This window comes from Cytophagaceae bacterium (assembly GCA_016722655.1).
Taxonomy (GTDB): Bacteria; Bacteroidota; Bacteroidia; order Cytophagales; family Spirosomataceae; genus Leadbetterella.
In genome coordinates this window covers 1,085,193-1,101,732 of sequence record JADKIR010000004.1, presented here as the reverse complement: position 1 = coordinate 1,101,732, position 16,540 = coordinate 1,085,193, and the positions used below count along the sequence as shown (strand labels likewise).

The following is a 16,540-nucleotide window of genomic DNA, read 5'->3' as shown; positions in this document are numbered from 1 at the left end:
CGTAAAGCCAAATTTAGAATTTTTGGTGATTTTTTTAACTTAGAAATCCCAACAAATATTTTATTTGTCTAAATTAATAGTGGAAAAATTATATTTTTTATTTTTTTTAAAAAAATGCATTTAACGGCAAAACTCCTCCATTCATCGGTGAAAATAAGCCTTTTAAATATTTGGTATAGTAGTTAAAAATTAGCGGGGGTAAATTTGTTCTCGAAAATTTCTTAAAAAAGTGATAAAAACTTTGAACCTTTTTAAAGTTTCCAAAGTTTTGTCATCATATGGAGCATAGAATCATCAATACCGCCAGAGAATTGTACTTCCGATATGGTATCAGAAGTGTAACACTGGATGATATTGCCAAAGAACTGGGAATTTCGAAAAAAACAATTTATCAGTTTTTTAAGGACAAAGATGAGTTGGTAACCAAAGTTGTTGATCAATCGGTATGTGATGAAATATGCAGGTCAAAAGATTTAAAAAAACAGTCTAAAAATCCCATTGAGGAAATCATCTTGAGTGTAAAACTGATGAAGGATATGCTGGATAAAGTTAATGTGGTGCTGTTTTATGATCTGGAAAAATACCACCCGGCGGCATTTGAAAAATATAAGGCTTTTAAGTCAAATTTTTCGGATTTGATTAGGCAAAACCTTCAGCAAGGTATTTCGATGAAGCTTTACAGAGCCGAAATGAACGTTGAAGTGTTGGTAAAATATAGATTGGAAACTGTAGATATGCTATTCAATGCCTCGGTTTTTCCCCCCGACAAATTTAAACTAACAGATACCCAACTGGAGCTTACCGACCACTTTGTGAGAGGGATAGTAACACCTCTGGGATTAGAAATTTACGAAAAAACAAAATTTGCAATATGAAAAAAGTAAAAACCTACTGGATAGGTGCTATTACACTGCTTTGGGTACAGGTGGCAACAGCTCAAAGTGCCTTTACGATTGAAGAAGCAGTAGATTACGCAATTAAAAACCACTCTAGCATAAAAAATGCTCAGGTGGGAATTGAAGATGCCGAATGGCAAATCAAGGAAATCAAGTATTCGGGTATGCCTCAAATAAACGGGCAGTTTGGATATACCTACAATGCCATCGTCCCGACGCAATTACTTGATGCAAAAAACTTTAATCCACAAGCTGCAGAAGGAGAAGTAGTTAAGTTTAAGTTTGGTGTGCCCTGGGGTGGTCAGGCTGGTATCGGTCTCAATCAGTTGATTTTTGATGCGACATGGTTAGTTGGATTGAGGGCAGCTGATACATACAGGCTGATGGCCAGTCAGGAAATGGAAAAATCAAAAAATACCATTTCAGAGAGTGTTCGCAAAGCTTATTATTCAGTGCTTGTCGCCGAGCAACGTTCTTTGACACTGGATTTGAACATCAGTAGGCTGGATTCGGTAATAGCACAAACAGAACAGTTTGTAAAACAAGGTTTTGTAGAAAAAATTGATGTAGATAGGTTGAATGTTCAACGGAATAATCTGGTTGCCGAAAAACAAAAATTATCTAATCTGATTGGGCTAACACTTCAATTGCTGAAATTTCAAATGTCATATCCTCAGGAGGCGACATTGGTTTTAAAAGATAAACTTGATGAGGCTAACGTTAAACTTATCAGGAGCGTTATTGCCGAAGATGTGAATCCTGCCAACAGAATTGAGTTTCGTCAATTAGCTACCAATAGAAAACTGATTGAACTTAATCAGGAACGTTATCAAAAATCATACTTACCATCTGTAAATCTGAGTGCTTCTTTAGGTGCTGGTCATAGTAATCCTCAGTTTAATCCATTCGAAAGATGGTTTGGGTCATCAGCCATTACATTGGGAGTGAGAGTGCCAATTTATGATTCTGGTTTAAAAAAGGTACAAATTGAAAGACAGAAACTCAATATTATCAAGATTGACAACACTGTTGAAATGCTCAAAGAGTCATTTAAACTTGAAAATACCCAGGCTAAAATCAACCTTAAAAATGGTTTTGAATCACTTGATGCCATGACAAGAAATATGGATCTGGCCAAAGAAGTATTGAGAGTATCTAAAATCAAATATCAGCAAGGTGTAGGCTCAAACATGGAGGTTGTCAATGCCGAATCAGATTTAAAACAAGCTCAAAACAACTATTTCAGTGCATTGTATGACGTATTAATCGCAAAAGTTGACCTGGATAAATCTCAGGGTAAATTAATCAAATAAGAAAACAGAAAAAACTTTACAAATAATGAAGGCAAATTTTAACATACTCAAAACATTGGTAATCGTAGCCCTTGCAACAGTAGTGGTAGCTTGTGGCAAGAAAGAGGACAATTCTCTGAAAGGTAAAAAAGATCAGCTGGCTCAATTACAAAAAGAAGCCACAACAATTGATGAGAAAATTCAGAAATTACAGGCTGAAATTGACAAACTGGAGCCAAATAAAATTGAAAAATCGAAAACTGTTGCAGTAAGTCCTATCATTCCTGCCACTTTCGATCACTATGTGGAGTCTACCGGTAGACTCGAAGCAGAAAACAATGTATTTGTGAGCCCCCAAATGGGTGGAGCGATTACTCATGTTTATGTAAAAGCAGGGGATTTTGTCACTAAAGGTCAAAAAATAGTTACTATTGATAATTCGGTTTTAAGAAATTCAATACAGGAAATTGAGATTCAGCTGGAAACTGCCAAAACTATTTACGAAAGACAGAAAAATCTTTGGGATCAGAAAATCGGTACTGAAGTTCAATTTATTCAGGCCAAAACTCAGGTGGAAGCCTTGCAACGCAGGATTACTACCCTGAAATCGCAGGATGGAATGAATATCGTTACTGCTCCGATATCAGGTGTTGTGGATGAGGTAAGATTTAAAGCCGGCGAAATGGCAGCTCCAGGTGTTGGAATCGTAAGAATCGTGAATTTTTCAGATCTTAAAGTAGTAGCCAATGTGCCTGATACTTATGCTGGTACAATCGCAAAAGGGGATATGGTTAAAATCAAATTTCCTGATTTGCAAAAAGAAATTTCTGCAAGACTCACTTTCGTAAGTCAAACTATCAATCAGGTTTCCCGGACATTTGTAGTTGAAGCCAAGGTGCCAAACATTGATAAATCGTTAAAACCTAACTTAACTGCAATTATCAATATCAATGACCAGTCTAAAACTGGTGCAATCGTGATTCCACAGAGTTTTGTGCAAAATACCGATCAGGGAAATATTGTATATGTAGCCGTTGTTGAGGGTAACAAAAAAGTAGCAAAAGCACGTCAGGTTACAACCGGCCTAACTTATGATGGAAAAGTGGAGGTTAAGTCAGGTCTATTATCAGGGGACATGCTAATCACAGAAGGTTATCAGGAAATTGTTGATGGTCAATTGATCAATTATTAAAAAAAATATGAGCGAAAAAGATATTCACAGCTCCAATTTGCCGGAGGCAAAGGGCTTTATTTATAATATGATCGGAGTTTTGGCAAGAAACAAAACTACCGTTTATCTGCTTACTTTTCTGGTTACAGTTGCCGGGTATTTTATTTTTACCAATCTACCCAAAGAGCAATTTCCGGATATCGTAATACCTCAGGTGTATGTACAAACAGTATATGCGGGTACATCTCCTGTTGACATTGAGAACCTTATCAACAAGCCAATTGAAAAACAAATCAAGGCTGAAAAGGGGGTTAAGAGAATCAAATCAAATGCCTTGCAGGATGTGTCGGTAATTTTGGTTGAATTTGACACAAAAGTTAGTGTAACTGAGGCCAAAGAGCGATGCAAAAGTGCAATTGAAAGGGCAAAAAGAGACCTTCCTAAGGATTTGACACAGGATCCGTCTGCCGTCGAAGTAAACTTCTCTGAATTCCCTATAATGAACATTAATATTTCGGGTAATTTTCCTTTGAAAAAACTCAAAGAATATGGAGAGCAGCTTCAGGATAAAATTGAAGCAATGCCCGAAATCACACGCGTAGATATTGTAGGAGCCCTTAGCCGGGAAGTACAAATTAATTTGGATATTAATAAAATGAAAGCTTATGGCATTACATTTTATGATATCCAGTCGGCTATTCAGGGAGAAAACGTTAATATTTCAGGTGGTGATTTGAGTGTAATGGATGTTAGGCGTTCTTTGAGAGTTGCCGGGGAATTTAAATCTATCGACCAGATAAGAAATGTAATAATCAGGTCAGGTCAGGGAGCCACGGTTAAACTTGGTGATGTGGCTGATGTGGTTGATAGTTTTGCTGAAAGACAAGATTTTGCGAGATTAGACAACAATTCGGTGGTAACACTGAATGTCATTAAAAGATCAGGTGAAAACCTGGTTGCTGCTTCTGAAAAAATTGAAGCAACTTTAGCAGAATTTAAAAAAGGAAATATACCAGACGGGCTGAAAATTACAATCACAGCCGATCAAAGTGAGCGTACCAAGTCATCGATCGAAGATTTAATTAACACCGTAGTTCTTGGTTTTATTTTCGTTGTACTTGTTTTGATGTTCTTCATGGGTGTTCGTGATGCAATATTTGTCGGACTTTCGGTTCCTCTTTCGGCATTATTGGCTTTTTATCCATTATTGATGATGGGCTTTACGCTGAACACCATGGTGCTATTTGCATTCTTACTTGGATTAGGAATCGTGGTAGATGATGCCATCGTTGTAATTGAAAATGCACACAGGATTTTTAATCACCACAAAGAACTCACAATTACCGAGGCAGTAAAACTTGCTGCTACGGAAGTATTTGTTCCGGTACTTTCCGGTACTTTGACGACTATAGCTCCTTTCTTCCCATTATTGTTCTGGGGGGGGATTGTAGGTGAATTTATGAAGTATCTTCCGTTTACTTTGATATTTACTCTCATTGCTTCGTTGATTGTAGCTTATGTAATGAACCCAATCTTTGCGATTTCTTTCATGAAACGTGACGATGAGGAACACAAATCTGACAATAGATGGGATCACCTCAAAAAACCAATTTACGTACTTGGTGGAATCGCCATCATAAGTTATTTGATTTCATTTTGGGGTAGCGAAGGATTCAGAGGATTAGGGAACTTCTCGGTTTTGATGATTATTCTTTATGTATTTAATCATTTCGTACTTACTCCAAAACTGATTTTGCCTTTTCAGGATAATCTTTTGCCCAAATTAAAACAAAATTACAGGAATATTATTAGCTGGCTGATTGTAGGCAGAAGGCCGATATATGCTGTTATAAGTACATTTTTGTTGTTGGTGTTTACAGTGGTAATGATGGGTATTGTAAAACCCAGCGTGGTATTTTTCCCAAATTCAGAACCCAACTACATATATGTATATAATGTGATGCCATTTGGAACTGATGCGTTAAAAACTGATAAAGTAACACGTGAGATTGAGAAAAGAGTTTTTGAGGTTATCAAAGAAAATAAGGCGGAAAGTGTAGTGAATTCGGTGATTTCCAATGTGGGAAAAAATGCCGGAGACCCTATGAACCCCGATCGGAGTAATACTCCTCATAAATCAAAAGTTACAGTGGCTTTTGTTAGTAAATCAAAACGTGGTGATGTTTCGTCTGAAAAATTATTGAATCAGGTTAGGGATAAAATGAAAGGAATCCCCGGAACCGAAATTTCAGTACAAAAGGAAAGAAACGGACCGCCTACGGGTAAACCTATTGCTATCGAAATTGTAGGCAAGGACTTTGACGAAATGCTTAAAATTGAAAAGCAAATTAAAGGCAAAATTGAAGCTTCAGGAATAAAAGGCATTGAGGAATTAAAGTCTGATTTGGTTACCAATAAACCTGAAATTATTGTAAACGTAAATAGAGAAAAAGCTTCGAGAGAAGGAATTAGCTCTGCTCAGGTAGCTATGTCGATCAGAACGGCCTTATTTGGTGCTGAAATATCTAAATTCCGGGATGCTGAAGACGAATATCCAATCCAGTTGAGATTAAAGCAGGAAGACCGCGATCAGATTGAGAAATTACTTAGTATGAACATTACTTATAGGGATATGAATATGGGAGGGGTACTTCGTAATGTTCCACTTTCTTCAATCGCCGATATTTCATATACTTCTACATTTTCTCAAATCAACCGAAAAGACAACGAGCGTACCATCACGCTTTCATCAGACGTAATAGAACCATATAATGCAAACCAAATAAACAAAGAGATATTTGCAGCAATTGGTGATATTCAACTTGAGCCGGGTTACACGATTCGTCAGGGTGGAGAGCAGGAAGAACAAAAAGAGTCAATGACTTTCCTTTCGATTGCTTTTGGTATCTCATTAATGTTGATTTACTTGATTCTGGCTACTCAGTTTAACTCTATCGTGAAGCCGTTCATTATTTTTGTGACCATCCTTTTGAGTTTAATTGGAGTGTTACTGGGCTTTATGTTGTTTGGCAAAACCTTCTCGGTAATCATGTCAGGAGTAGGTATCATTGCATTGGCTGGTATAGTTGTGAAAAACGGTATCTTGCTGATTGAATTTACTGATGAGCTCATAGCACGTGGATTTGGCTTAAAAGAAGCCATTGTAGAAGCAGGAGCCACGCGTCTTACACCGGTTTTACTTACTGCTGCATCTGCAGTTTTAGGATTGATTCCTTTAGCTCTGGGTTTAACTTTTGACTTTGAAGCACTTTTTGTACATCTCAGACCAGTGGTTCATATCGGTGGCGACAGTGCTGTTTTCTGGAACATTTTGGCCTGGACTATCATTTTCGGATTAACCTTCTCAACCTTACTTACTTTGTTAATAGTACCTTGTATGTATTATATCAATGAAAAAGCAAGATTGAGATTCAATAAGGAAAAATAAATTTTGTAAATATTTGTCAAAAAAAACCTCCATCCGGAGGTTTTTTTGTTTTACGGAAGCATGGTGTTACCTTTTTATGTTACCATTTTCAATTTGTTCCAATTTTCAAATTGCTATTTTCTCCCGCTTTCCACTTGCTGCGGCTTTGTAAATGGCATCAATCACCCGCATATCTTTTAGGCCTTCATAGCCACAAATATGGGATGGAATAGGTTTTTCATTCAGAATAAATTTCGCCAGTTCGTCCATCTGGGTTTGTTGCTGGTTGATTTCCGGGAAATTAAACTCACCAGCCGGCGAACGACCTTTGAATGGCCCGTAACTTATGGCAGGACTCAGTTCAAAATTACCATTGTCGGCCGAGGCAAAAAGACGGTCAATGCCGGAATTGTAGGTGGTGGAAGAAGTCGCCACCGTACCAGAAGCGAAAAGTAGTTGCCAGGTGATGGACTCTTCTACTTCTTTGAAATTGGGATTGGTAACCGGGCCGAATTGTGCAGTCACACTTTCCGGCTCTTCTCCGGTAATATATCGGGCTGCCTGTACACAATACACACCCAGATTTTGCAAAGGACCACCTCCCGAAAGTGCTTTTTTGTAATGCCAGTCGTCGGGATCAGGATTTACTTTGTATCCCAGAGAAGCCTCAATCAGGTTAACTTTGCCGTAAATTTTGTTTTGGCCCAAACGCATCATTTCCTTATTGTAAGGTTCAAAATGCAGGCGGTAACCCACAGCGAGTTGAACTTTATTTTTCTCGCAAGCTGCGATAATTTCTTCACATTCTTTTGCCGAAATACCCATGGGTTTTTCCACAATAACTTGCTTTTTGGCATTTGCAGCTCTGATGGCATACTCTTTATGAAGTGCATTTGGTAGGATAATGTACACTGCATCTATATCCGGATTCTGGGCTATTTCATCGAAATTCTGATAATCATAAATATTTTTTGAAGGAACACCATATTTTTTACCCCAAATCTCTTTTTTTGAGGGAGTTCCGGTCACCAAACCCGCAACCGTACAATATTTCGATTCCAATATGCCATCAGCCATATAGCCGGCATACCGCCCAAGACCGACCAGGGCTACTCTGAGTTTTCTGTCATTATTTGAAATCAGGATATTTGGGAAAGCCAAAGCTCCCAGTCCTAATGTTGATTTTTTCAGAAATTCCCTTCTCGATTCCATTTTTTTAGATTTTTAATTTCTAAAAATAAATGGAATTGGAAATTTTTCCTGCAAAGAAATGATAAATGGTATTAAATCAACCTGTAGTGCATTTAGAGGAAAAATAAAAAAAGGCTATTCATTTTGACAAAAAAGTCGTATATTTAACTGACTATCAATCGATTAAATATAAATGAATAACCTTAAGCAAAGTTACGAAGTAATTTTAACAGTTTTAAGAAAATTTGAAGTTCAAGATAATTTTTTAAATCAAATTAGGAGGCCAAAACTATCTGATATTGAGCTTATTGCGTTGGTTTTAACAGCTGAATATTTGAGTATAGATTCTGAATATCAATTATTTAGAATGTTGCCAGATGATATTTTTACAAAAATTGAGAGGTCTGTTTTTAACAGAAGAAAAAGAAATTTGTTTGGAATAATTGATAGGATAAGAAATAGCATTGCCAATGAACTTGTTCCTTTTGAAAATTATATGATTGTAGATTCGATGCCATTGGAAGTTTGCAAACTGAGTAGGGCTACCAGATCTAAGATTTGTACGGAAAATTACGAATCGGCACCGGATAAAGGTTATTGTGCTTCTCAAAAAATGCATTTTTATGGATATAAATTACATGCCGTTTCTACACTTAAGGGAGTCTTTAAAAGTTTCGAAATTACTAAAGCCTCAGTGCATGATATACATTATTTGAAAAACATAAAACAAGAGTTTGAAAATTGTACAATAATAGGTGATAAAGGATACTTAAGTGCTGATTATCAATTGGATTTGTTTGAAACAAGAAATATTACATTGGAGGTACCAATGAGGCAAAACCAAGAAAATTATAAGCCCCAAAGTTATATTTTTAAAAAATCAAGAAAGAGAATTGAAACCCTTTTATCGCAACTTTGTGACCAGTTCATGATAAGAAGAAATTACGCAAAAACATTCCAAGGTTTCAAAACAAGACTGTTGACGAAATTAACATCTTTAACCGTTATTCAATTTATAAACCACTTAAATGGAAGAAATATTAATAACATCAAAATCTCTATCTCCTAAATGCACTACGGGTTAAATCATCTTTTTCATTCTCAAATGTTTATCCAGCCACCCTATCATAAATCCGGCTATGATCATACTTCCAACTACAACATAACCCAGTATATCATATCTCTCAATAAACCCGGAAGGTGTCTGAATCACGATTAATCCTGCTACAAACGACGCTACTCCTCCTGAAATCTGCTGAATTGAAGAGTTGATACTCATATATGCACCACGGTCTTGCGGGGATGGAATGGCCGATGTCAAGGCCGAAGATGAAATCATTCGGGCGTTAATTCCCAAAAATAAAATAACGTTCAATGTTATTATTATCCAAAGTGGGGTTATTCCCATGTTTGTATAGATTAAGACCATGGCAATTGCTACTAATGTGCCTATTGCAAACATTTTAAATTTTCCGATACGATCACTGAATTTGCCAATTAATGGGCCAAAAATTATCGTAAATACTCCTGTAATCATATATAAGACAGGAAGTTGGTCCAAAGTTAGTCCAAGGTTATTTGTTCCAAACGCACTGCCAAAAGGCATCATCATAAAACCACCGGTAGCCAATAATACTGTACTCAAAAACCCACGAATATAGAGTGGGGTAGAAAGGGTTTTTCTCAAATGCTGCAAAGCATTTTTCTTTTCCTGTATATTGAGGTGCTCATTTACAGGTTTCAATTTGATAAAAATTAATATTCCAACCAATGCTCCTATAATCACAATCATCCAAAATGGGGAGTGCCATCCCATTTTATTGGCAAGATAAAGCCCGATTGGTAGTCCCAAAATTTGGCTTGCTCCAAATGCCATTTGTACAAAGCCCATCACCCGGCCTCGCTTATCTATTGGAAAAAGATCGGTTATGATAGCAAAACTCACGGAGCCAATTACTCCTCCAAATATTCCGGTTACTATGCGGGCAATTAGTAGTAAATGATATGTTGGAGCCATAGCACAGAGCATAGTGCCAATCAAAAAGCCTGTGTAAAAAAACAATAGAAACTTTTTGCGGTCATATCTATCAGCAAAGCCGGCTGCTAACAAGCCCGATGCTCCTGCACTGAAAGCATAGGCAGATACCACAAAACCAAACTGTGAGGTGGTGATTTTCAAAGTGGGCATCAAAATGGCACCCAATGGCGAAAGCACCATAAAGTCAAGGATAATAGTAAACTGTAAGAAGGCCAGAACGGCCACTACAAATGACTGATAGGGGGTAAATTTTTTTTCTTTTTTCATTTTTAAAAAATTAGCGATTCCAAATATTTTAAGGCTTTAAAGCTTTCAAAACCAAATCCAGGGCTTGATACATATATTCATCTTTCCATTCAAACGGCCGTCCGCCAATACTTTGTCCGTCGGCATGAAAACGAAGCAAATTATATAGTGGAGCAAACGCCACTGACCAGTAAACTTCTATTGGCAGCGATTTTGTCTCACCATTTTTTATTGCATTAGAGATAAACCGGCTCATAATTTCTCTGAAGTCATTTTTGAGTTTTTCTGAAACTTTGTCTCTGAAAGGACTCATTTTTATCATTTCATAAAAATCTGTCTTCAAATCATTTTTGAGATGAAAAGCAGCCCGGTTTTCCCATTGAATTCGCATCCCTACTGCAAAATTCATTTCCGGGTCAAAATTTCGCATCGTAAAATCCAGCATTTCCTTTCCGGTTTCGATTCCCAGCTGAATGATCAGATCTTCCTTGTCTTTATAATAGATATATAGTGTAGCAGGTGATACTCCTGCCGCTTTGGCAAGTTTTTGCATACTAAATCCATCAAAACCTTCATTTACGAACATTTCGATTGCCTTTTCTTTTACAAGTGCCTGCTTATTTTCGTCTCTCAATCTCATAATAGACACAAATATAAATGAATGTTTGTTTATTTATGGTTTCATTTTTTAATATTTTTCTTCAAGTAATCCATTTATTAATAATTTTTAAAATAAAAGCCATTATTAATAAATAAAAATAATATCACAAAATGCTTGTTTTGTATTATTATAACTATTAATTTAGTTTTATAAAAATATAACTCAGGGAAAAACAAAAAACCGGCTTTTGTTACTGGCACTGCTCTACGATTACTGATTTACCCTTTCAGGCTCTTTTGAATGAAGTGACATATTGTCGCATGGAAATTTATTATCCAAACCAAACCAATTAATCAAAATGAAAACCGAGAAAATCACACTGGACGACATCGTATTTGAAAATCGCAACAAAGAATACGGTGCTTATTATTTAAGAACTCACTACGAAGAGCATCTCTTCAAAGCCTTTTTTTATGGCACATCTGTGGTGCTTTTGTTATTTGCTTTTTTATATTATTATCTCAAAATTCAGGGACCGGCGATGGGTTTGCCTCTTGAAAATACAGGAGTGATTATAGATGTTACAGATTATTTTCAGAAAAAACCCGAAATAATTCCGTCATCAAAAAAATCAGCAAAAGTGCCTCAGTTTCAGCAAAAAGCAGTACTTCCGCCGGTCGCTGTAGCTGACAACACCCGTACTCAGGACGCACCCCTTCCTGATATGACCAATCTGGACGATTACCTGATTGGGACAGTAGATGTAGCAGGTATTCCTCCCACAGATGGCTTAGGCATGCTGACTCAACCTTCAAGCAATTCTGGAACAGGCACAGCTGAACCTCCCAAACCTGCAGAGCCGGATAAAACCTTTGAGAAAGCCGAAATTGACCCTTCTTTCGTAGGAGGTATAAATGCCATGTACAAATTTTTAAGTAAAAACCTGAACTATCCACCACAGGCATCCAGGGCAAATGTGGAGGGCAAAGTTTTTGTGAAATTTGTGGTAGAAAAAGATGGTTCTATTGGTCAGATTGAAATCATGAAAGGTGTCGGATTTGGCTGTGATGAAGAAGCGGTACGAGTAATCAAAAGTATGCCAAGATGGAATCCTGGAAAACAAAACGGGCAAAATGTGAGGGTTTACTACACAATGCCTATTTGGTTTAAACTGGATTAAAAATGCTGTTTAATTCAAAAGTCCGGGTTTATACGAAATCCGGACTTTTTTTTTGACTTTTACACGAAAGTTCTTGATCCTGAATAATTATCCCGGAATTCTTTGGGTGTAAGTTTCTTTTTAGACTTAAATAATCTGTTAAAATAGGATATATTGTTATAACCGCATTTATAGGCAATCTCTGAAATAGATTCAGTAGAATCGATCAAAAGTCGGGTCGCATACCCCATTCTGATGTCGTTCAGACTGTCGATAAATGTTTTTCCTGTTCTTTTTTTGATAAACCTGCTAAAAGACACCGGCGTCATGCCGTTCAGTTTAGAAATTTCATCCAAAGTAATCTCTTTATGGAAGTTTTTCCTGATATAATCAAAAGTTTTCTCCAGCCTTCGGCTATGATAATTGATAGGGTTTTCGACAAAAGTTGCACTTGAAAGCAGCCTCATACTAGGTGCGGTAGATAGTTCATGTAAAATTGAAAAGAAATCCAAAACTGAGTGAAAACCAGTTTTATTGGGCAAGTTAATTATCTTTTCTTTAAGGTTATTGGCAGTTTCTTCCGAAAACAATATCCCTTTTGAAGCTTTTTGGAATAAATTATTTATAAAAAATAGTTGATTTCGTTGAAGGAATTTTTCTTCCAGTAAATCTTTATGAAATTGAATCGTAACCTCGGTTATTTTATCATTTTGGTCTTTGGGTTCAAAATTATTGGTTTGCCAGAAATGCGGCAAATTTGACCCGATAAGCACAAGTTCTATACAGCCGATTTCTTCAGAGTGATCGCCAATTGTTCTTTTAACACCTTTTCCGTTGAGAATAAAATTCAGTTCGAATTCCTCATGAAAATGTAAGGGAAAGTCAAATTCGGTTTTTTCCCTTTTAAAAATAGTAAAACAGTCAAAAGGCGTCAGGGGAGTTATTTCTCTGGTTATATCACTCATTTTTTTAAATATGTAATTTTTGTGTTACAAATTGTTTAAATAGTGCAAGAATGTTTTTTAATTATCGTCTGGTGGCTACAAAGCATTTAATTTTAGTTTAAAGCACTAATAATGATATGTTTAAACCAATGTTCTTAAAATTTTTTAAAAATATTATTGAAAAAATTTCATCAAAAGTAATGATTTTGTAAAAAAAAGTGAATAATGTGATAAAATAGTTCAATTCTAATTGTGTCTGTATCAGCTTAATTTGTGCTTGTAAAAAGTACAATTTAAACTTTGTTTAATTATGTTAAGAATCTTTATCTCGATTCTCTTCCTTGTAGTTGTACAAGTGAATGCTTATGCTCAGGGCAGACTCATCACCGGTACAGTTACAGACGACGGAGGAGATTTTTTACCAGGAGTAAGTGTGATCGTGAAAGGAACAAGTAAGGGAACTACTACCAACAATCAGGGGCAGTATTCGTTGAACGTTCCGACGGGAAACCAAACTATGGTTTTTAGTTTTGTAGGAATGATTACCAAAGAAATTGCAGTTGGTAACCAATCGGTAGTTGATGTAAAGTTGTCGTATGATGACAAAATGCTCGATGAAGTGGTGGCTGTAGGATATGGTCAGGTAAAAAAACGCGACATTACCGGCTCCGTAGCCTCAGTGAATACCAAAGAAATGTTGCAGGCTATTCCAAATAATATCTCTCAGGGTTTGCAAGGGCGAATGGCCGGCGTGATGGTTCAAAAAAATGACGGTGCACCTGGAGGTGGTGTAAATATACAAGTTAGGGGTGCCAACTCCTTTTCAAGTAATACACAACCTTTGTACGTAATCGATGGAATACCATTTACCAGCGGAGGAGGAGCCAGTAACAGTGTGGCAGGAGGTGGAACAGACGAAACCCAACAGAACTTAAACCCTCTTTCATTTCTTAACCCACAGGATATTGAATCTGTTGAAGTACTAAAAGATGCCTCAGCAACAGCTATTTATGGTTCCAGAGGAGCCAACGGAGTGGTATTGGTCACAACCAAAAAAGGGAACAACGAAGGGAAGCATAATATAGAGTTTGTTTCCAATTTTAGTATGTCGCAGGTATCGAAGACTATTCCTATGATGAATGCTTACCAATATGCTTCATATAGAAATGAAGCCGTAAAAAATGCGTTAGCTTATGAAGGAAGGACTTATCAGGAGCTTCCTTATCCGGGAATGATGGACGCCGATACCACGTGGGTTGATCCTGTGACCAGACTTCAGATAGAAAAAATTACCCCATTTTACAATCCAAGTCCTGAAGATTTCCAAAAAGGATTTACCAACACGTTATACAACAATATAGCTGTAACCAATTTTACAGGTACAGATTGGCAAAATCAGATATTTCAAACCGCACCTTCTCAGGATTATTCATTGAGCCTTAATGGATTTTCAAAAGATGGAGGTTATTCAGTATCAGGAAACTACCTAAATCAGGATGGGGTAATTGTAAACTCCAATTATAAAAGATATACAGTAAGGTCTAATGTTTATCGTACATTCAAAAATTTCCTTACCGTAGGTACCAATAACAGTATTTCAAAATCTGAGAACAATTCGGTTCCCACCAGTTCCGGAAATGGCTCAGGTGCAGGATTGCAGGGTATTCTCAGAACGGCTTTAGTTTATTTACCCACATTGCCGGTTTTTGACCCTTCACAAAATACACAACAAAACGACCAGCTTTCATGGTTGATGGCCAATCCATATTTCTATACAAGAAACATGAAGAACCAACTCAATCAAACCAATATTTTCTCTTCAAATTATCTGGAAGTTAAGATTACTGAGAACCTGAAGTTCCGTCAGAATTTTGGATATAACTACAGTTCAGGGGAAAGAGGTATTTATTATGGAAGATTTTTGAGTGAAGGCCGTTCTCCTAAAAATGGTTTGGCAGGTAAAAACAACAATGAATGGTCTGCCATCACTTTGGAGTCTTTATTAAATTATAACCAGAATTTCGGTGATCATTCTGTCGGTGCCGTAACTGGTTTTACCCGTGAAAAGTGGAATTCAACCTATTTAAATCTGGGAGCTTCAAATTTTCCTGATGACCTAACCGCTGATTATAACTTCAAAAGAGGTGACCAGTCAACTTATATCATCGAAAACGGAAAATCTTCAGGAGGATTAATGTCGTTTTTGGCCAGAGCCAATTATGGTTACAAAGGAAAATACCTGGCCACTGCTTCCTATCGACGTGATGGAACCACTGCTTTTGCAGCTAACCATAAATTTGGTGACTTTTTCTCCGGAGCTTTGGCATGGAGATTATCTGACGAGCAATTTATTCAAAAATTAAATTTCTTTGATGAACTGAAACTAAGAATAGGTTGGGGACAAACCGGTAACCAATCGATAGGCTCATATACTACACTTGATAGACTGGAACCCCTTAATGGTGTACTCAATGGCAGTCAGGTACCTGGTTTGGTTGAAGGTTACAGACCCGGTAACCCTAATTTGCTTTGGGAAACTACCAATCAGGCCAATGCAGGTATCGATATGACCATTTTGAATAACCGACTCAATTTTACATTGGATGTTTATTCTAAAAAAACAGTGGATTTGTTGACTTTCGAACAAACACCTCCAAGCTCGGGATTTAATGAAAAAACTATTAACTCAGCTTTCGTAACCAATAAAGGTATAGAGGCGAGTTTGAGTTATAAAGTATTTCAACCTACTTCAAAACATCAGTGGGAGATTTCTGGAAATATCAGCCATAATCAAAACCGAATTGGTGGGCTTGGAAGCGACCAATATGCAGCTAACCTTTATTACAACGTAAGAGAGGTGTTCCTGAGAAGAGACGGACAGCCGATTGGTGTGATTTACGGATATGTAACAGATGGTTTTTATGACAATCTGGCTGAAGTTAAAGCCGATCCTTCGAAAGCATCACTTACCGAAGCTTCACAAAGGGAGCTTATTGGCGAAATCAAATACAAAAATCTGGATGACAATAATACTGTAATCAATGAAGGTGACAGAACGATTATTGGAAACACCAATCCGAGATTCATTTATGGTATCAACAATACTTTCAAATACGGCAACTGGAACGCAAGTGTATTTATTCAGGGAGTATATGGAAATGACATCCTGAACGCCAACTTATTTGACCTGCACATAGGCGATATCAGAAATGGTTTGGCTGATGCTTATACCTATAGGTGGACTCCTGAAAACCCTTCGGCGGCTAAATATCCTAAAGCATGGGAAACTCAAAGAAGAGACAGACGGATTTCTGACCGGGATATTGAAGACGGAAGCTACGCAAGACTCAAAAACGTAAATATTGGATATACGTTTAATAATCCAATTAAAGGGCTTGACAATATCAATGTTTATGTAAATGCCTCCAATCTCTGGACTTTAACCAACTACAGCTGGTATGATCCTGATGTAAATGGTTTGGGTGGTAATGGTGGTCGTAATGGGGTAGATTTCAACTCATATCCCAATGCCCGTACCTATTCAATAGGTTTCAAACTTAGTCTTTAATCTTTTG

Annotated in this window: 11 protein-coding genes; 7 read left to right on the top strand and 4 right to left on the bottom strand. The window is 37.0% G+C overall.

All coding sequences use genetic code 11. From position 1 onward, the window contains the following. Nucleotides 1-278: 278 nt before the first annotated feature. From IPP61_05310 to IPP61_05295, 4 genes are read left to right on the top strand one after another with little or no spacing between them, the layout of a single operon-like run. Nucleotides 279-875 carry a TetR/AcrR family transcriptional regulator gene (locus IPP61_05310; protein ID MBL0324587.1) on the top strand — a complete coding sequence of 199 codons (597 nt, stop codon included), beginning with the start codon at nucleotides 279-281 and terminating at the stop codon, nucleotides 873-875. Further along, a complete protein-coding gene (locus tag IPP61_05305; GenBank protein ID MBL0324586.1) occupies nucleotides 872-2,209 on the top strand; it encodes a TolC family protein in 1,338 nt (445 codons plus the stop codon). The genes IPP61_05310 and IPP61_05305 overlap by 4 nt, the downstream gene beginning before the upstream one ends. A gap of 25 nt (nucleotides 2,210-2,234) precedes the next feature. Further along, a complete protein-coding gene (locus IPP61_05300; GenBank protein MBL0324585.1) occupies nucleotides 2,235-3,380 on the top strand; it encodes an efflux RND transporter periplasmic adaptor subunit in 1,146 nt (381 codons plus the stop codon). 7 nt (nucleotides 3,381-3,387) lie between these two features. Next, nucleotides 3,388-6,807: an efflux RND transporter permease subunit gene (locus IPP61_05295; GenBank protein MBL0324584.1), complete on the top strand. Its 3,420-nt coding sequence runs from the start codon at nucleotides 3,388-3,390 to the stop codon at nucleotides 6,805-6,807. A 105-nt stretch (nucleotides 6,808-6,912) separates the two neighbouring features. Here the strand turns inward: IPP61_05295 and IPP61_05290 are convergent, their stop codons facing one another. Then, nucleotides 6,913-7,998: a Gfo/Idh/MocA family oxidoreductase gene (locus IPP61_05290; protein MBL0324583.1), complete on the bottom strand. Its 1,086-nt coding sequence runs from the start codon at nucleotides 7,996-7,998 to the stop codon at nucleotides 6,913-6,915. Nucleotides 7,999-8,170: 172 nt separating this feature from the next. On the opposite strand from IPP61_05290, the gene IPP61_05285 reads away from it, so the two are divergent. Continuing rightward, nucleotides 8,171-9,046, top strand: a complete 876-nt coding sequence (locus IPP61_05285) for an IS982 family transposase (protein MBL0324582.1) — start codon at nucleotides 8,171-8,173, stop codon at nucleotides 9,044-9,046. 12 nt (nucleotides 9,047-9,058) lie between these two features. Here the strand turns inward: IPP61_05285 and IPP61_05280 are convergent, their stop codons facing one another. Both IPP61_05280 and IPP61_05275 read right to left on the bottom strand, forming a co-directional pair. Then, the gene (locus IPP61_05280; protein MBL0324581.1) at nucleotides 9,059-10,282 is read right to left on the bottom strand and encodes an MFS transporter; all 1,224 of its coding nucleotides are present in this window, start codon (nucleotides 10,280-10,282) and stop codon (nucleotides 9,059-9,061) included. Nucleotides 10,283-10,310: 28 nt separating this feature from the next. Further along, nucleotides 10,311-10,901 (bottom strand): TetR/AcrR family transcriptional regulator, encoded by a 591-nt coding sequence (locus IPP61_05275; protein ID MBL0324580.1) that lies wholly within the window; start codon nucleotides 10,899-10,901, stop codon nucleotides 10,311-10,313. Between the two features lie 319 nt (nucleotides 10,902-11,220). Between IPP61_05275 and IPP61_05270 the strand changes: the two genes are divergently transcribed. Continuing rightward, nucleotides 11,221-12,042, top strand: a complete 822-nt coding sequence (locus IPP61_05270) for an energy transducer TonB (protein MBL0324579.1) — start codon at nucleotides 11,221-11,223, stop codon at nucleotides 12,040-12,042. A gap of 59 nt (nucleotides 12,043-12,101) precedes the next feature. On the opposite strand, the gene IPP61_05265 is transcribed toward IPP61_05270, so the two are convergent. Then, entirely contained in the window at nucleotides 12,102-12,986 is an 885-nt protein-coding gene (locus tag IPP61_05265; GenBank protein MBL0324578.1) for a helix-turn-helix domain-containing protein, read from the bottom strand. Nucleotides 12,987-13,275: 289 nt separating this feature from the next. Between IPP61_05265 and IPP61_05260 the strand changes: the two genes are divergently transcribed. Beyond that, a complete protein-coding gene (locus IPP61_05260) occupies nucleotides 13,276-16,533 on the top strand; it encodes a TonB-dependent receptor (protein MBL0324577.1) in 3,258 nt (1,085 codons plus the stop codon). Nucleotides 16,534-16,540: the final 7 nt, after the last annotated feature.